Raw genomic sequence first — 14,463 nt, 5'->3', positions numbered from 1 at the left:
ATGCAACACAAGGATTCCACACGCCGCCAGTTCCTCGGCCTCGCCGGCGGCGCGGCCGTGCTCGGCGCCGTCCCGATCGCGACGGTGCGGCCGAGCGAAGCGACGCCCGCCGAACTCGCATCCGCGATCCGCAGCGTCACCAATGGCGCGCAAGTGCGCACCGGCAAGGTCAAGCTCGACGTGCCGCCGCTGGTCGAGAACGGCAACACCGTGCCGCTGACCGTCAACGTCGCGAGCCCGATGGCGCCGGAGGATCACGTCCGCAGCATCCACATCTTCAACGAGAAGAACCCGCAGCCCAATATCGGCAACTTCCATCTCGGTCCGCTTTCCGGCCGCGCGCAGGTGTCCACACGGATTCGCCTCGCCGACAGCCAGAAGATCGTCGCCATCGCGCGGTTGTCCGACGGCTCGTTCTGGTCGGCCAGCGTCGACGTCGTGGTGACGCTGGCGGCCTGCACTGATGAGGTGATCTGATGGCCTCCGCACTGATCAACGTTCCCGCCAAAGCCAAACGCGGCGATATCATCGAGATCAAGACGCTGATGTCGCACATCATGGAAACCGGCTATCGGCATACCGCCACCGGCGAGGTGGTGCCGCGCGACATCATCACGAGTTTTGCATGCCGCTATAACGGCACCGAGATTTTTCGCGCCGATCTGTTTGCTGCGATCGCCGCCAACCCGTTCATCACCTTCTTCACCACCGCGACAGCGAGCGGCAAGTTCGAGTTCGAATGGATCGGCGATAACGGCTTTTCCGAAACCGCGTCGGCCTCGATATCAGTCGAATGAGATTGGCCGGCCTCATCGCTCTGTCTGCTCTGCTCGCGGTGGATGCCGCCGGCGCTGAAGTTCCGCAAGCAGAACGCCGCTCCGGTTATAGCTTCATGGCGCCGGACACCAGGGCGATGCAGGACGACGACACGACAAATCCCGGCATGCTGTGGGTGCTCGACGGAGAGAAATTGTGGGCGGGCAAGACGGGCGCTGCAAACAAGGCCTGCGCCGATTGCCATCAGGACGCGCGCGCGAGCATGAGGGGCGTCGCGGCGCATTATCCCGCCCTCGACAAGGCGCTCGGCCGTCCCGTCGACCTCGAACAGCGCATCAATCTGTGCCGCGCCACTCATCAGCAGGCGACGCCGCTTCCTTACGAGGGCCGAGAATTGCTGGCGCTGACCGCCTTTGTCGCGCAGCAATCGCGCGGGGCTGCGATCCAGACCCGCAGCGATCCGCAGCTAGCGCCGTTCGTCGCCAAGGGCCGTGAGTTGTTCATGCAGCGGCAGGGCCAGCTCAATCTCGGCTGTACCAATTGCCACGATGAGAATTGGGATAAACGCCTGGCCGGATCGTCGATCACGCAAGGACACCCGACGGGTTACCCGCTTTATCGGTTGGAGTGGCAATCACTGGGATCGCTGCAGCGCCGGCTGCGCGCCTGCATGACGGGCATCCGCGCGCAAGCCTATGATTACGGCGCGCCGGAACTGGTCGAGCTGGAGCTTTATCTGATGTCGCGTGCCCAAGGCATGCCGCTGGAAGCCCCCGCGGTGCGGCCTTAGTTACCGCTCCGCGAACGCCTTCTCAACCACGAACTGCGCCGCCTCGCCGTGATTGCCTTCGACAAAGCCCTTGCCGCCCAGCAGCGTGCGGGTGTCGGCGACCAGCGCCGGGCTGCCGCAGATCATGACGCGGTCGTGCGCGGCTTCGAGCGAGGCAAGCCCGATATCCGCGAACAGCTTGCCGGAATTGATCAGGTCGGTGATGCGGCCGCGGTTGTGGAAGGGATCGCGGGTCACCGTCGGATAATAAATCAGCTGGTTGCGCACGAGTTCGCCGATCAGCTCATCGTTCGGCAGTTCCTTGGTGATCATCTCGCCATAGGCGAGTTCGGCGACGCGGCGGCAGCCGTGCAGCAGCACCACCTTCTCGAAGCGCTCATAGGTTTCGGGATCCTTGATCACGCTCAGGAACGGCGCGAGCCCGGTGCCGGTGCCGATCAGATAGAGGTTGCGGCCGTCCTGCAGATTGTCGATCACCAGCGTACCGGTGGCCTTGCGGCTGACGATGATCTCGTCGCCTTCCTTCAGATGCTGGAGGCGCGAAGTCAGCGGCCCGTCCGGCACCTTGATCGAGAAGAATTCGAGCCGGTCTTCATAATTGGCGCTGGCGACGCTGTAGGCGCGCAGCAGCGGCTTCTCGCCGACCTTCAGCCCGATCATGGTGAACTCGCCGTTGCGAAAACGGAACGAGGGATCGCGCGTGGTGGTGAAGCTGAACAGCGTGTCGGTCCAGTGATGGACGCTGAGAACGCTTTCCTGATTGAAATTGCTCATCTTTCGATCCGATTGGAGGCAGATTGCGTCGGCAAAATCATTCGTATACGATCATTCGTATACGAATGAATAATCCTTCTTGATCCCGCCGTCAAGCCGCGGGCAAGATGGCCGGCAACGCCCTGAAGGCATTGATCAACAAGGAAAATCCGATGGCGCACGACGCACCCCTGGCAAGCGGCCCGAGCAAGCTGGTGATCCGCAATATCGGGCTGCTGCTGTCGGGTATGCTGGAAAAGCCGATCCTGGATGCCGACACCATCGTGGCCGAGAATGGCAAGATCACCGCTATCGGGCGCCTCAAGGACGTCGATACCGAGGGCGCCACGACTGTCGTCAACGCCAACGGCACCACGGTCGCCCCCGGCCTGATCGACAGCCACGTCCATCCCGTCGCCGGCGACTGGACTCCGCGGCAGAACCAGATGGGCTGGATCGACAGCTATCTGCATGGCGGCGTCACCACGATGATATCAGCCGGTGAAGTGCATATGCCCGGCCGTCCCCGCGACGTCGTCGGCGTCAAGGCGATGGCGATTTTCGCGCAGCGCGCGTTCTGGAATCTGCGGCCCGGCGGCGTGAAGATCCATGCCGGCGCGCCCGTGATCGAAAGCGAGATGGTCGAGGACGATTTCAAGGAGCTCGCCGCGGCCGGCGTCAAGCTGCTCGGCGAAGTCGGCCTCGGTGGCGTCAAGGACGGCCCGACCGCGCGCAAGATGGTGGGCTGGGCGCGCAAATACGGCATCCAGAGCACGATCCACACCGGCGGGCCTTCGATCCCTGGTTCCGGCCTGATCGACAAGGACGTGGTGCTGGAAGCCGACACCGATGTGGTCGGTCACATCAATGGCGGCCACACAGCCCTGCCCGACGACCAGATCCGCTGCATCTGCGAGGGCTGCAAGCGCGGCCTGGAGCTCGTTCACAACGGCAACGAACGTTCGGCGCTGTTCACGCTGCGCACCGCGCGCGAGATGGGCGACCTGCACCGCGTCATCCTCGGCACCGACGCCCCGGCCGGCTCCGGCGTGCAGCCGCTCGGCATTTTGCGCATGGTGTCGCTATTGTCTTCGCTCGGCGAACTGCCGGCCGAGATCGCCTTCTGCCTCGCCACCGGCAACACCGCCCGCATGCGCGCGCTCGACTGCGGCCTGATCGAAGTCGGCCGCTCCGCCGACTTCGTCATCATGGACATGGCGCAGCACTCACCGGGAAAGAACCTGCTGCACAGCGTGCAGCTCGGCGACCTGCCCGGCATCGGCATGACCATCATCGACGGCATCGTCCGCACCCAGCGCAGCCGCAACACGCCGCCGGCGACACGGCTGCCGGAGATCGTCGTCGGACATTAGACGCTCACGCGCCGCGGCATCGTGGAGTCCGTGTAGTGACCAAAGCGACGTTAGCGTCGCGGTCAGGCGCCCCGCGCCCTGGATAAGGTCGCGGACGGCAGCTCTGCGAATTGGCGCCGATAGATTTCCGCGAACCGCCCGAAATGCGTGAAGCCATAAAGCGCGGGCACAGCCGTGACGCTTGTCTGCTGTCCGGGGCGCGATAAAGCGCGGCGCGCTGCATGGAGACGAAGTTCGGCGAGCAGCGCTGCTGGCGGACGGCCGAAAGCCTCCACGCAGCTTAAATGAAGCGTTCGTTCTTTTGCGGCAACTGCGATGCAAAGTTCGGTAATGCCTGGCGGATCGTCGAGCCGTCCATGCCGAAGATCAAGAACGGCCCTCGCAACACTTGCGCGGCGGTGCGAGGGCTCAATGAGCTCTGCAGTGTCCCGGACAATGTCAAAAATGCCGGTCTCGATCTGCGACAAGCTTTGCCCGCCCAGATGATCATTCGGCTGCGCCTGGAGTCTTTGCAACAGAGACGTAAGGTGCCGGCTACTGTCGAGAAAAAAGAAGGCCATTGATATTGACGTATTCAACGGCAGAAAGCGCGATCAGAAAGTGATACAAGCGATATCCCGGCGCAGCGTTTTCATCGGGGCATTTCTCATGATGAGCATTTCCTTCATTCCCGCCGCGAGCGCTCAGAACAGCGACGCATGCACGCAAGTCGCCGATGCCTACGGCCGGATCGTCACGATCTGCCGGTAAGGTCTTCTAAACGACAGACAAGAACCGCGGCGCTCTGGAGCTCTGCGGCTTCCTAACCAGCACTCGGCTTAACGAAACGCATTCAGCGTTTCCGAACGGAGGAGGCAAAAATGAAGCTCTCGATTTCGTTGTCAGCGCTGCTGATCGCCGGGTCCATGGTCGCAAGCACTGAACAGGCCAGCGCCGTCGTGTACTGCCAGTACATCTCTTATCCGGCGGGCTGCGTCGTAAGGCCCGGCGTCCGATTGGTGGCGCGCCCGGTCGCACGGGCCGTGGTGACACCCGGTGTCGGTGCCCGAGGTGTCGGAGTGCGTCCGGGCACGCCTATGAACCGTGGTGGTCCGGTGAACCGCGTCGGCAGGCGCTGAGGTCTGCGGGTTGATCTTCCGGAAAGCAGAGATGCGCGCCCGCCGGATCCAGGCCGGTCTGATCCTCGCGATCGGGATCGCCGCATTTTCGCCCGCCCAGGTCAGCGCGGACGAGAACGGTTATTCGTGCTGGTTGCCCGGGCAGTTTGGCAGTCTTGCGGCCGCGCCCGGCGTGCCGGGCTGGGCGATGGCGGAGGTGTAATTACCACACCTCGGTTGCGGCTCCCGGCGCCGTCGCTGCCGCCCGGCAGATCCAGGTCGGCAGATTTCCCGCAAACGTGAATGTCAGCTTGAATGCAAGTCTGACCGGACATGCGGACGCCATCCTGCTCAACCCCAGCTATACGTTCGCAACGCCCGTGCCGGCGGCACGGAGTGGGGGCAGAAGACAATCCGGACACTCTGGAAAATCGGCCCTTGATCGCTGGATCGCCATCGCGCCCGGCGCGTCGGGCCAAATTTTGTGATTTCGCCTCCAAAGCCATGAACGAATTGCCGGCCGGTCACGTCAAATGCGGACGGCCTGCGCCGCAGCCTGCTGCGCCGTCCGAGCATTCGAGGGACATTTGAAGAATTTGCCGCAAATTGCCGGCGGGGTGGCGGGTGCGGCAGTGGGCTTTGCCGCCACCTTGCTGATCGTCGAACTCGTCGGTTCTGGAAACCGCGCCGACCCCATCGGTTCCGCGCTGCTGGCGGTGTTCGTCTTCGCGCCGGCCGGGGCGATCGCAGGCCTCGTACTCGGTACCAAGCTCGCGATGCGGATGCGCGGAGGCGAGAATACCGGCAGCCTAGCCGGCAACAGCTTGAGGGCATTCGGTGCGCTGATCCTGCTCTGCGCCGCCGCCGGCACGGCATACTACGTCTACGCGGTCACGACAGCCACGCCGTGGCTCAACCCGAACGCCGCCACCCCGCTTCTCCAATTCGAAGTCCGCCTTCCCGCGGGCGCGGCGTTGCCGGCTGCCGCGGCAGACGTCGCGGTCGAGTTGCAGACCGATCAGAACAGCATGCCGGGCGTACCGAGGCTCAACCAGTTTCGCCGCGACGGCGAGCGGCCGGTGATCGCAGGCGACGTCGAGCTCGCCTTTCGTACCGCCCATCGCCAACTGGAGGTCAAGATCAAGGGCCAGCCCGCCCGCGTGTACCGCATCGGACTGACCGCCAAGGCGCCGCACGCCGCTCAGCTCGGACCCTGGCAACCGAACGCCGACGGCAGCGAAATCCGGTATCGGGCCAAATGGCCCGGACGCGATTGACCGGCCGCCGCCGTGCCTCCCAGCGCGGTGCCGTTAAGCCGCGCCTGCCATCTGCTCGTGCAGCGCTCGCTCACCGTGACGCTGTTCAAGGGCGGCAATGGTCACCTTAAGATTGTCGCGCCGCTCGATCAGCGTCCTCGCCAGTATGGGATATTTGACGTCGGATCGGTCGGAAACCCGGGCGCGCTCTTCTTGGGCTGCGATTTCAGATTCGATCAGTTGAACCGTGCGAACAAGATCAGCCAGCATCTTACCTATTGCTGCGACCTCTCGCACTGCACTTTCGCGCGCTGTCTCAAAACGAGCTTGTATGTTCATTTTCGTGCTCCCAATGGCCTGGTTCGGCACATCTTGTGCATGGATGCCGAACAGCTGACACACCCATCGCAAGCCGTTTGCCAGTTACGGCCCGTAAGAACACGGTGATCGGAACCGATCGGCGCCAGGGGCGCCTTCGGCCTCGCGCCGCCTACATCGGAAAGGAACCTGCACACATAGTTTTCCTCCAGTGGCCCCCGATAAGAGATGGGGTTTTCACAGCGCAATATCCGTCGAGAAATAAGTTCTTGTGATCGGAGTGGATCTTACAACCATGAATATCCGAACCAACTGTTGGTGGAATGTTTTTCCAACCCTGGAGAGCCCCGTGGGCGAAGTCATCCGTTTTGTTCCGAAATCCGAACTCGAGCGAGCCCGCTTAATCCGGGAAGCCCGTGCGATCTACGAAAGCATATTCCCATCGGATCATACCGTCGGCAGCGCGGAGCATGACCGCAGGGAATGAGCGCCCGAATTGCGCTGACGGTGCACTCAATGAAAGTTCGGCTCGGAAGACATTGATCGAGCGCTATCGCCGAATCAGTGCACTGTCACCGCAATACGCAATAACAGACAGAGGTCATGCGAGCGTTACACCACATGGCCTCTGTTGGTCCCCGTCGGCGCGGGAATTCCATCCTCTCTCCAATAAAACGCCGATCGCGTCCGGACGGTTCCGCGCCAGCTGATGTTTGGTAGCGCCTTGGGAACCGCAACCTTTTTTGCTTACGTGAATTTAGTTCATGGGCCTCAATGCATGATTTATCGCCAGCCGACGCCATTCTTGTCGTCGCCACCCTAGGGACCGGAGTCCCGATCGAGATCGCTGCGTTCATCCTCATAGGGTTGATCTGAGATCGTTCCGCGAGCTTACTTTGAAGTTCAGATCGGCGGGCCGGGCCGATTACTACGGGAGCAGATCGACCCGGGGCGTGAGATGGGCGAGGCTTGAATGCCAAATTCTGGAATGTGCGCTGCCGCTGACATGACGAACCAACAAGAGGTCGCGTGCCCGGTGCAGCTTCGTCCGGCCAAGCGTGAGCGCTAATGCAACTCGAAATGAATGTCCGTTCCCGCAAACGGTGTGCGGCGCTAACCCTCATGCGGAAATCTGAAAAGAAGGGGTAAAATCCCCAGGGTCCACATCCGAGGAGCATCAACATGAAGCGACACATCCCGGAGGAATTTTTCACCAGGTTGATCGACTGGAGTCCCTTCGTGCTCTTGGGCAACACGGTGCCACCCCGAGTTCCTGATGAAGATGAGGAAGACGAAGAAGACGAAGAGGACGAAGAAGGCAACAGCGACCAACCACCGGTCGTGCGCGAGCCCGACGAAGACTAGGATAGCCTGCAATTGGCAGTTGGCGTATAGTGCCTCGCATGAGTTGGGATGCGAAAGACGTAGCGCTGCTCAAAGAACTCTGGGCTGTAGGACAGAGCGCCGCGCAGATTGCGCGCCGTTTCGGATGTAGCCGAAACGCGGTCTGCGGCAGGCTAACTCGTTTGGGCCTGAAACGCGGTCACAAGCCGCCAACAGCAAAACCCAATATAAGGGCGGTCCCGAAGCGAAGGTCGGTGTTGTTGGCCGACGGTGCCCGACCGGTGGCGAAGGATGTGTTGCGGAAGGCAGTCGTGAGGCAGCCTAAGAAATTCAGCAAGCGCGAGCTTTACGCCATGCTAGCTGACGCCGTCAGGAATACGGGCTAGCCCGCCCACCGCGACATCGTTGCGGCGCTGCCTCCGCACCTCGTTCAGTTCGAACGGTTTCCTTGATGCCGGCAATCCCCGATGCACCTGAACGCGCCATGCGGTAATCCGATCTCGGGCCTTCGCTCCAACGAACCCCATCTGAGGCCACCCGCTGGCCATTACAGTGTGCTAATCTGAGCCGGCACGATCCCCTGTCTTCGGCCCGGAGCCGTTGCACCGTGACCCATGATCATAACCCGGCATGGAACGAGGATAGCCGCTTCTCCGGTGCCCTCGACGATGTGATCATCATCCCGCTTGTTTCCGTCGCGCTCGCCGCAAACAAAATCCTGCGTTTCATTCTTTCGATCTTGATGCGGCTGCTCGATTACGCCTTCCCGTTGGCAATGCAGGTTGTCTGGCTTCCGCTCTTCGCAGTCAGGGTTCTTGGCAATGTCACCGTTACTGTCATAAACGGCGCATTGCGCTTCCTGCCCCTTTCCGAGACGAAACGTCGGCAGTGGAGTACATCGATCCGCCGGAACTGGTCGTGGCTCCGGCGGAAGATCAGTTATCGGGCCTTCGAACATGCCGTGTACGTTGCCTTTGAAAGCGGCATGGCGTGGGTATTCCGAAAATGCCGGCATCTGACACCGAACACCGCATTGCTCGTGATCCTGGGCGCGGTGCTTTGGCTCCCGCTCTCTTTCGGGGCTGCAACGGCGATGCACGCGGTATTGTTTGCCAAGGTCACGTCCTGGCCAGCCTGGATGCAACTCTTGCATCCGCTCGCAACGGTCATCGCCAAGAGCAAACTGTTGGTGCTGCCGGTGTACCCGGCAGCCTGGCCACAGGCCAGGAAACATCCGTTCGTGCAGCGCGTATTCAAGAGCTATGAAACCTTCAGGTGCCTGTATGTGATCAAAAAGATCGGTTTTCGCTATCGGCAGGCAGAGACCGCCGGCATCGCGGCGGTCGAGAGGCTCGAGCGCACCGCCGGCCTCGCATCGGCGGTCAGGTGGCTGCGCGGGGCGCATGTCGCCGAGCGGTTCGGCGTGGAAAAGCCCACGCAGAAGTTGCGTTCGTTCTTCTCGCGATGGTCAATTCAGTTCTCGGCCGAATACTACGAAGCGAAGGAACGGCAGCCTCAGATATCCCACCATTAAACGGCAGCAAGCTACGAACGCAGAGATGATCATCCATCTCGCGCGGTCCACGGCCGTGGCTGGCGGCTTGGCCGGCGCCAGGTATCAAAACGACACGCCGCCGGGATCGAAATGGATCGCCCGGCGGCGCTTATTCCTGAACTGGGACACTAAAATTCCCAGCACTGCATAGACTGCACGTCTCGTGCCACAGGGCCATGACACCCGGTTGTGGCTCATGCGCGGCCAGCAACCGGGTCGAGACGACCAGGTCGACACACATCACGGTAAGCTGGCGGCGCTCGGCTCCGGGTGCAAGCGAGGCCTTTCCGGAGACAGCGGTGGCTGCGGCAGACGGCGACTTCCATGAGCTCCTCCCTGCTCGCATCTTCAGAGCACCACGACTTGTGAGCCTTTTGCAGAATGGCCGCGAGGGCACGGGAAACGACGACCGACTGTACGTGAAGGGCAGCTTCCAGACCAAAAGCGAGCAGGACCCTGACGCGCAAAGGGCCTCGTATAAGCCCGCCGAAGCCGATACTATTTCACTATTTCCGATCCAGAGCATCGAGGTGGACATGCACCGTCGTGAATTTCTGGCAGCTCTTGTCGTTACGTCGGTAGCGCCACAACGCGCGGCACAGGCACAGTCGACCCGCCGAACCTGGCGTATTGCAGTGGTCGAGCCGACATCGGCGCAACTCAACGCGACCAACCTCGCTGCCTTGCGGCGCGGTTTGGAAGAGCTTGGATACGTCGAAGGGCGCAATCTTCTCATGGAGTATCGGTCCGCAGACGGCAATGCCGCGCTCTACCCCAGCCTTGTGGCCGAAGTGATCGGCCGTAATCCCGACCTGATCATCGCCCGCGGCACACCAGCCGCGCTTGCGGTCAAGCGGGCGACACGCACCATTCCTACGGTCATGATCGTCGGCGAGCCGCTGCTCGTGGTCGACAGCCTCGCGCGGCCAGGCGGCAACATCACGGGCCTCAGCGGGGTGCAGCCCGAGCTTGAAACCAAGCGCATGGAATTGCTCAAGGAGATCGCGCCTTCGACCACTGGCCTCGCTGCGCTCCTTAACATGGGTAATCCCGTCTCCGCGCCACAATTGGAGGAGCTTCAGAAGGGCGCGCAGTCCCGGGGCTGGCGGTTCAGATTGTTCGACGTTCGCAAGCGCGAGGACATCGAGCAGGCCTTTGCTGCACTCGACAACAGCTCCGACGCGATCATCGTAGGGCTCGAGGCCCTGACCCAGGCCCACCGCGGCCTGATCGCAGACCTTGCCGCAAAGAGTCGCCTGCCGGCAATCTACGGCGGCCGGGAGTTTATGGAAGCAGGCGGGCTGATCTTTTATGGGCCGAGTTTCCCTGACGTCTATCGTCGGGTAGCGACGTATGTTGACAAGATCCTGAAAGGGGCAAAGCCCGCCGATTTGCCCGTCGAGCAGCCAACCAAGTTCGAGATGATGATAAATCTGAAGGCCGCAAGGGCGATTGGGCTCGAGGTGCCGCTGTTTCTCCAGCAGCGCGCCGACGAAGTGATCGACTGATTTCAAGCGGCGTCTGCTTCTGCGCAGCTTTGAGACACCCGCCTATCCCGAGAATATGGGAGCACCTCCCACCCCAAGGAATTCACGATGCCAGCGCGGTCCGAATCATCCGCGCGAGATCGGAACTGAGGTAAGGCTTCGGCAATAGCAGCACGCCAGCATCGAGCCGGCCATGATGGACGATGGCGTTCTCGGTATAACCGGACGTATAAAGCACCTTTAGTCCCGGACGGCGTTTCAGCGCCTCGGTCGCGAGCTGACGGCCGTTCAGTCCCCCGGGGATTATCACGTCAGTGAACAGCAGATCGATGCGTTCGGGACGATCAATGATCGCCAGCGCCTCGGCGGCATTGCCGGCGGCCTGCGTGTGGTATCCGAAACGGTTGATCTGCGCCACGACGTATTCGCGCACCAGCGCGTCGTCCTCGACTATCAGGATGGATTCGTCGCCGTGTTCGCCCCCCGAGATGCCCGTCTCGGCGGCCAGCGCGTCCGGGACACCCGCCGCCTGCGGAAGGTAAAGCTTCACGGTAGTGCCGTGGCTCTCTTCGCTGTAGATCTTGACGTGTCCGTTCGACTGTTTGACGAAGCCGTAGACCATGCTGAGACCGAGCCCCGATCCCTTCCCGACCTCCTTGGTGGTGAAGAACGGTTCAAACACCTTGTCGAGCAGGTTGCCGGGAATTCCCTCCCCTGTGTCGCTCACCGCGATCATGACGTAGTTGCCCGGATTAACCTCGCTGTTCATGCTGGCGTAGTTCTCGTCGAGCACGACATTCTTGGTTTCGAGCGTCAGCTTGCCGCCGTTCGGCATGGCGTCACGCGCATTCAGTGCAAGGTTCAGAATCGCAGTCGAGAGCTGACTGGGATCAATCAGGGCCGGCGCGGAATCGTGCACCAGCATCGATTCGATTTCGATCTGCTCGCTGAGGATCGGTCGTAGCAACCGTACTGCATCGATGACCAGGACGTTGACGTCAGTGTTGCGCGGCTGCAGCGGTTGTCGACGGGCGAAGGCCAGCAGATGCCGCGTCAGGTCGGCCCCCCTCGCTGCGGCGGCGCTAATCATATCGGTGATCTGACCGAGATGCGGACGATCCTTGACCGCCTCGCCGAGGATTTCGATGGTTCCGGTGATCACGGTCAGAATGTTGTTGAAGTCGTGCGCGACACCACCGGTGAGTTGGCCGATGGCTTCCATCTTCTGCGCTTGGCGGACCTGGGTCTCGTTGGCCTCTATCTCCTGAAAACGTTTGACCATGGCCTCGGCCTTGCGCCGTTGTCGGATTTCCTCCTCAAGTGCCGCATTGGCCTGCTGAAGTTGCATGCGTGTCGGCAGCACCAGGATCCGCGGCAGCAGCAGCAGCAGTGCCGCCGTGATCACAACCGATATCAGCGCCAGGACGCCTTTGGTAAAGGCCTCGATGCCGTAGGCCGGCACCCACAGAGTGAGGATCGACAGCAGACGGGTCACCCCGCAGACTGCGGCGAAGATGGCGAACGTCCAGAATACGCCGCGGAACATAACATCACGGCGCCGCCACACGAAGAACGCGAGGACGAACGCGGTAGCAAAGAAGGCGCCGGCGAGCATGGCGTCGGAAACGGCATTCAGCCAGATCAATTCCGGCTTCCACAGCAGGCACGCGCCATGCGGGGTGAGCGTCGACATGTCCACAATATCCTATTTGAGTTGAGACAATGTTAGAAAGCCCACTCGATAGACCTTTCCCAATCCCTGCTCACCCGCATCAGGGAAGCCGAGCGACCACGCGATGGTCGCGCTGCCGAGAACGCCGAGGAATCGCGCCGGTTCATGACAACTCCGTCCCGGGCTAAGGCCGATATTTTCGATACTCAGAACGATAGCACGCAGGGGCTCCGCGGCGTGGGAGATAATCCGTGGTGCACCGCCCCCGCGGTCCCACCTTCCCTGTCCTGACCGGCGGATGATGTCGGGTATTGGCGCTTTTTCGGACCTGAAAGGTCTGGCTGAAGTTGCTCCTTGCTGAGGGCAAAGCGGACTTCCAGTTGCGCACTCAGGCTTCTCAGTTTGACCCAAACCGGACATTTCACCTGTCGGCACTTGGATTGCCGGCGTGGCTATCGCCGAGTTGGTGGTCACATGCCGTTCGCCAGACAGCCTAAGCCTGCTATAGTTCGGCGATAGCGCGGAGAGCGACCAGCGAGGTCACATGCGGCGACGCCAGTTCATAACTCTTCTGGGCGGAGCAGTGATGTGGCCGTTTACGGCAAGAGCACAACAGCCGGCAAGAATACCGCGCGTCATAAGTCTCGCCCCGGTCCACGTTGCGTCGCAGGCGGAAGGAACCCGCAGGATTTTGAGGGAGCTCGGCTACGTCGAAGGACGTAATATTCGTCTTGAGTTTCGGGACGCGGCGGGGAATGTTGATGCGCTCCCTCGGCTGGCGCAAGAGTTAGTACGAGAGGGTGGCATCGACGTCATTCTCGCGATAAGCACGCCAGCCGCGCTGGCTGCTTACAGGGCAACTCAAACAACTCCGATTGTCGCGCTCACCGCTGTTGACCCAGTCGGGTCGGGATTGGCGGATAGCCTCGCGCGTCCCGGCCGCAACGTAACCGGTATCGCGGTTTTTTCCGAGGAAACCACAGAAAAGCGCGTCGAACTGATGCGGGAGGTTGTCCCGCGCGCCCTCCGCCTCGGGACGGTCACGACAAAGCTAAGCAGCGGTGCACAGAGCCTGGCGCCTGTCCTGGAGACCGGCCGTAAGCTCGGTTTTACGGTCGAGTCCATCAACATCGATGACCCCGCTAATCTTGCGAAGGCTTTAGGCCCGGAAGTCCTTACCAGATTTGACGCCCTCGTGTTTGTCCCAGATGCCTTGATCAGTGCTCACATGGCAGAGGTCATCAAGCTGGTCGGCGCGAGCAACAAACCTGCGATCTTTCCTTCGCCCGATTGGGTCGCTCATGGCGGCTTTATGTCGTTCGGGCCGGACTTCTCCGACGCCAACCGTCACCTGATCGCGCAGCTTGATCGCGTTCTGAAAGGCGCGAAGCCGGGCGACCTGCCTTTCGAACGACCTACCAAATTCTATCTCAGGATTAATCTCCGCGTCGCAAAAGAACTGGGCATCGAGCTGCCTCCAACCGTCCTCGCGCGCGCCGACGAGGTGATCGAGTGAGCCTGCCGACTTTCGCTTACATCTTCGAGACATGGCGACCGGCCCTGACGAGTCCGTTTACAGGGAAGAGGACATCGTCGAACGACGGCCAAAGTGACGCGATTGACCCACATCGGAAGTCCGCTTTCGGGGAATGGTGCGCCTGATCGTGTCCAATGCCGATCATCCACGCAGTGCCCAATCAAGACAGTCGTCTAACCGGCGGACCGCGCTCCTCGCGGTCGAAGGACCTACTCGAGACGACGTATTCGATCTCACCGCGCGTCATGCCGATATCCATTAACGCCCGATCGCTCAGGCTGCACAATTCATCCCCTAAGCGTCCGCGTTGACGCCATTCTTGAAACGCACCCCAACAACTCCTGAGGGAGCTAAAGATGCGCGACGCAGAGTCGGTCGTGTGTCCCAATCCGCCTGCACTGTGGGTCATGCTCATTGCGGTATCTCCCGGGGCAGGTGCTACCCCAGAAGAGGATGCCAAGGCGGGGCACGACCCGCTTAACATTGGGCTTACATTTACCTCAC

General features: G+C 61.5%; 18 protein-coding genes. 13 read left to right on the top strand and 5 right to left on the bottom strand.

Annotated features, from left to right (window positions below; all coding sequences use genetic code 11):
- Genes JQ629_RS13260 through soxA form a run of 3 tightly spaced genes read left to right on the top strand, consistent with a single transcriptional unit; the run spans position 1 to position 1,567 of the window.
- Positions 1–477, top strand: coding sequence for a SoxY-related AACIE arm protein (locus JQ629_RS13260; RefSeq protein WP_212413057.1), 477 nt, complete (start codon positions 1–3; stop codon positions 475–477).
- Complete coding sequence (soxZ, locus tag JQ629_RS13255; protein WP_212413056.1) at positions 477–797, top strand: thiosulfate oxidation carrier complex protein SoxZ; 321 nt, start codon at positions 477–479, stop codon at positions 795–797. Before JQ629_RS13260 ends, soxZ begins: the two co-directional genes overlap by 1 nt.
- Positions 794–1,567, top strand: coding sequence for a sulfur oxidation c-type cytochrome SoxA (gene soxA / locus JQ629_RS13250; RefSeq protein WP_212413055.1), 774 nt, complete (start codon positions 794–796; stop codon positions 1,565–1,567). Before soxZ ends, soxA begins: the two co-directional genes overlap by 4 nt.
- Here soxA and JQ629_RS13245 read toward each other — a convergent pair whose 3' ends face one another.
- Positions 1,568–2,341, bottom strand: a complete 774-nt coding sequence (locus JQ629_RS13245; protein ID WP_212413054.1) for a ferredoxin--NADP reductase — start codon at positions 2,339–2,341, stop codon at positions 1,568–1,570. It abuts the gene before it with no gap.
- Between the two features lie 152 nt (positions 2,342–2,493).
- Between JQ629_RS13245 and JQ629_RS13240 the strand changes: the two genes are divergently transcribed.
- Positions 2,494–3,693, top strand: coding sequence for an amidohydrolase family protein (locus JQ629_RS13240; RefSeq protein ID WP_212413128.1), 1,200 nt, complete (start codon positions 2,494–2,496; stop codon positions 3,691–3,693).
- 62 nt (positions 3,694–3,755) lie between these two features.
- On the opposite strand, the gene JQ629_RS37890 is transcribed toward JQ629_RS13240, so the two are convergent.
- On the bottom strand, positions 3,756–3,968 hold the full coding sequence (locus tag JQ629_RS37890; RefSeq protein ID WP_502752893.1) for a helix-turn-helix domain-containing protein: 213 nt from the start codon (positions 3,966–3,968) through the stop codon (positions 3,756–3,758).
- 9 nt (positions 3,969–3,977) lie between these two features.
- On the opposite strand from JQ629_RS37890, the gene JQ629_RS37505 reads away from it, so the two are divergent.
- The 4 genes from JQ629_RS37505 to JQ629_RS13220 all read left to right on the top strand — a co-directional run bounded on the left by JQ629_RS37505 (position 3,978) and on the right by JQ629_RS13220 (position 6,067).
- Positions 3,978–4,256 (top strand): hypothetical protein, encoded by a 279-nt coding sequence (locus JQ629_RS37505; protein ID WP_283815930.1) that lies wholly within the window; start codon positions 3,978–3,980, stop codon positions 4,254–4,256.
- A 297-nt stretch (positions 4,257–4,553) separates the two neighbouring features.
- Entirely contained in the window at positions 4,554–4,811 is a 258-nt protein-coding gene (locus tag JQ629_RS13230; protein ID WP_212265088.1) for a hypothetical protein, read from the top strand.
- A gap of 31 nt (positions 4,812–4,842) precedes the next feature.
- Positions 4,843–5,013 (top strand): hypothetical protein, encoded by a 171-nt coding sequence (locus JQ629_RS13225; protein WP_212413052.1) that lies wholly within the window; start codon positions 4,843–4,845, stop codon positions 5,011–5,013.
- 364 nt (positions 5,014–5,377) lie between these two features.
- Positions 5,378–6,067, top strand: coding sequence for a hypothetical protein (locus tag JQ629_RS13220; RefSeq protein WP_212413051.1), 690 nt, complete (start codon positions 5,378–5,380; stop codon positions 6,065–6,067).
- Positions 6,068–6,100: 33 nt separating this feature from the next.
- Here JQ629_RS13220 and JQ629_RS13215 read toward each other — a convergent pair whose 3' ends face one another.
- Positions 6,101–6,385, bottom strand: coding sequence for a hypothetical protein (locus JQ629_RS13215; protein ID WP_212413050.1), 285 nt, complete (start codon positions 6,383–6,385; stop codon positions 6,101–6,103).
- Between the two features lie 1,161 nt (positions 6,386–7,546).
- On the opposite strand from JQ629_RS13215, the gene JQ629_RS13210 reads away from it, so the two are divergent.
- From JQ629_RS13210 to JQ629_RS13195, 4 genes are all read left to right on the top strand, one after another.
- Entirely contained in the window at positions 7,547–7,729 is a 183-nt protein-coding gene (locus JQ629_RS13210) for a hypothetical protein (protein ID WP_212413049.1), read from the top strand.
- A gap of 38 nt (positions 7,730–7,767) precedes the next feature.
- Entirely contained in the window at positions 7,768–8,094 is a 327-nt protein-coding gene (locus JQ629_RS13205) for a GcrA family cell cycle regulator (RefSeq protein WP_212413048.1), read from the top strand.
- 221 nt (positions 8,095–8,315) lie between these two features.
- Positions 8,316–9,242: a hypothetical protein gene (locus tag JQ629_RS13200; protein WP_212413047.1), complete on the top strand. Its 927-nt coding sequence runs from the start codon at positions 8,316–8,318 to the stop codon at positions 9,240–9,242.
- Positions 9,243–9,562: 320 nt separating this feature from the next.
- Positions 9,563–10,771 (top strand): ABC transporter substrate-binding protein, encoded by a 1,209-nt coding sequence (locus JQ629_RS13195; RefSeq protein ID WP_212413046.1) that lies wholly within the window; start codon positions 9,563–9,565, stop codon positions 10,769–10,771.
- An 82-nt stretch (positions 10,772–10,853) separates the two neighbouring features.
- Here the strand turns inward: JQ629_RS13195 and JQ629_RS13190 are convergent, their stop codons facing one another.
- Positions 10,854–12,443, bottom strand: a complete 1,590-nt coding sequence (locus JQ629_RS13190) for an ATP-binding protein (protein WP_212413045.1) — start codon at positions 12,441–12,443, stop codon at positions 10,854–10,856.
- A gap of 565 nt (positions 12,444–13,008) precedes the next feature.
- On the opposite strand from JQ629_RS13190, the gene JQ629_RS13185 reads away from it, so the two are divergent.
- A complete protein-coding gene (locus tag JQ629_RS13185; protein ID WP_212413044.1) occupies positions 13,009–13,938 on the top strand; it encodes an ABC transporter substrate-binding protein in 930 nt (309 codons plus the stop codon).
- 181 nt (positions 13,939–14,119) lie between these two features.
- Here the strand turns inward: JQ629_RS13185 and JQ629_RS13180 are convergent, their stop codons facing one another.
- A complete protein-coding gene (locus tag JQ629_RS13180) occupies positions 14,120–14,368 on the bottom strand; it encodes a DUF1127 domain-containing protein (RefSeq protein ID WP_212413127.1) in 249 nt (82 codons plus the stop codon).
- Positions 14,369–14,463: the final 95 nt, after the last annotated feature.

This window comes from Bradyrhizobium sp. AUGA SZCCT0222 (assembly GCF_018130205.1).
GTDB lineage: Bacteria > Pseudomonadota > Alphaproteobacteria > Rhizobiales > Xanthobacteraceae > Bradyrhizobium.
This window is presented reverse-complemented; position numbering and strand designations above follow the sequence as displayed.

What these genes read in the sequence shown, in the direction of transcription:
- JQ629_RS13185 (WP_212413044.1), top strand. Translation starts at nt 13,009, where the DNA reads ATGTGGCCGTTTACGGCAAGAGCACAACAGCCGGCAAGAATACCGCGC.
- JQ629_RS13210 (WP_212413049.1), top strand. Translation starts at nt 7,547, where the DNA reads ATGAAGCGACACATCCCGGAGGAATTTTTCACCAGGTTGATCGACTGG.
- JQ629_RS13180 (WP_212413127.1), bottom strand. Translation starts at nt 14,368, where the DNA reads ATGACCCACAGTGCAGGCGGATTGGGACACACGACCGACTCTGCGTCG.
- JQ629_RS13205 (WP_212413048.1), top strand. Translation starts at nt 7,768, where the DNA reads ATGAGTTGGGATGCGAAAGACGTAGCGCTGCTCAAAGAACTCTGGGCT.
- JQ629_RS37505 (WP_283815930.1), top strand. Translation starts at nt 3,978, where the DNA reads ATGAAGCGTTCGTTCTTTTGCGGCAACTGCGATGCAAAGTTCGGTAAT.
- soxA (WP_212413055.1), top strand. Translation starts at nt 794, where the DNA reads ATGAGATTGGCCGGCCTCATCGCTCTGTCTGCTCTGCTCGCGGTGGAT.
- JQ629_RS13245 (WP_212413054.1), bottom strand. Translation starts at nt 2,341, where the DNA reads ATGAGCAATTTCAATCAGGAAAGCGTTCTCAGCGTCCATCACTGGACC.
- JQ629_RS13225 (WP_212413052.1), top strand. Translation starts at nt 4,843, where the DNA reads ATGCGCGCCCGCCGGATCCAGGCCGGTCTGATCCTCGCGATCGGGATC.
- JQ629_RS13240 (WP_212413128.1), top strand. Translation starts at nt 2,494, where the DNA reads ATGGCGCACGACGCACCCCTGGCAAGCGGCCCGAGCAAGCTGGTGATC.
- JQ629_RS13260 (WP_212413057.1), top strand. Translation starts at nt 1, where the DNA reads ATGCAACACAAGGATTCCACACGCCGCCAGTTCCTCGGCCTCGCCGGC.
- JQ629_RS13190 (WP_212413045.1), bottom strand. Translation starts at nt 12,443, where the DNA reads ATGTCGACGCTCACCCCGCATGGCGCGTGCCTGCTGTGGAAGCCGGAA.
- JQ629_RS13230 (WP_212265088.1), top strand. Translation starts at nt 4,554, where the DNA reads ATGAAGCTCTCGATTTCGTTGTCAGCGCTGCTGATCGCCGGGTCCATG.
- soxZ (WP_212413056.1), top strand. Translation starts at nt 477, where the DNA reads ATGGCCTCCGCACTGATCAACGTTCCCGCCAAAGCCAAACGCGGCGAT.
- JQ629_RS13215 (WP_212413050.1), bottom strand. Translation starts at nt 6,385, where the DNA reads ATGAACATACAAGCTCGTTTTGAGACAGCGCGCGAAAGTGCAGTGCGA.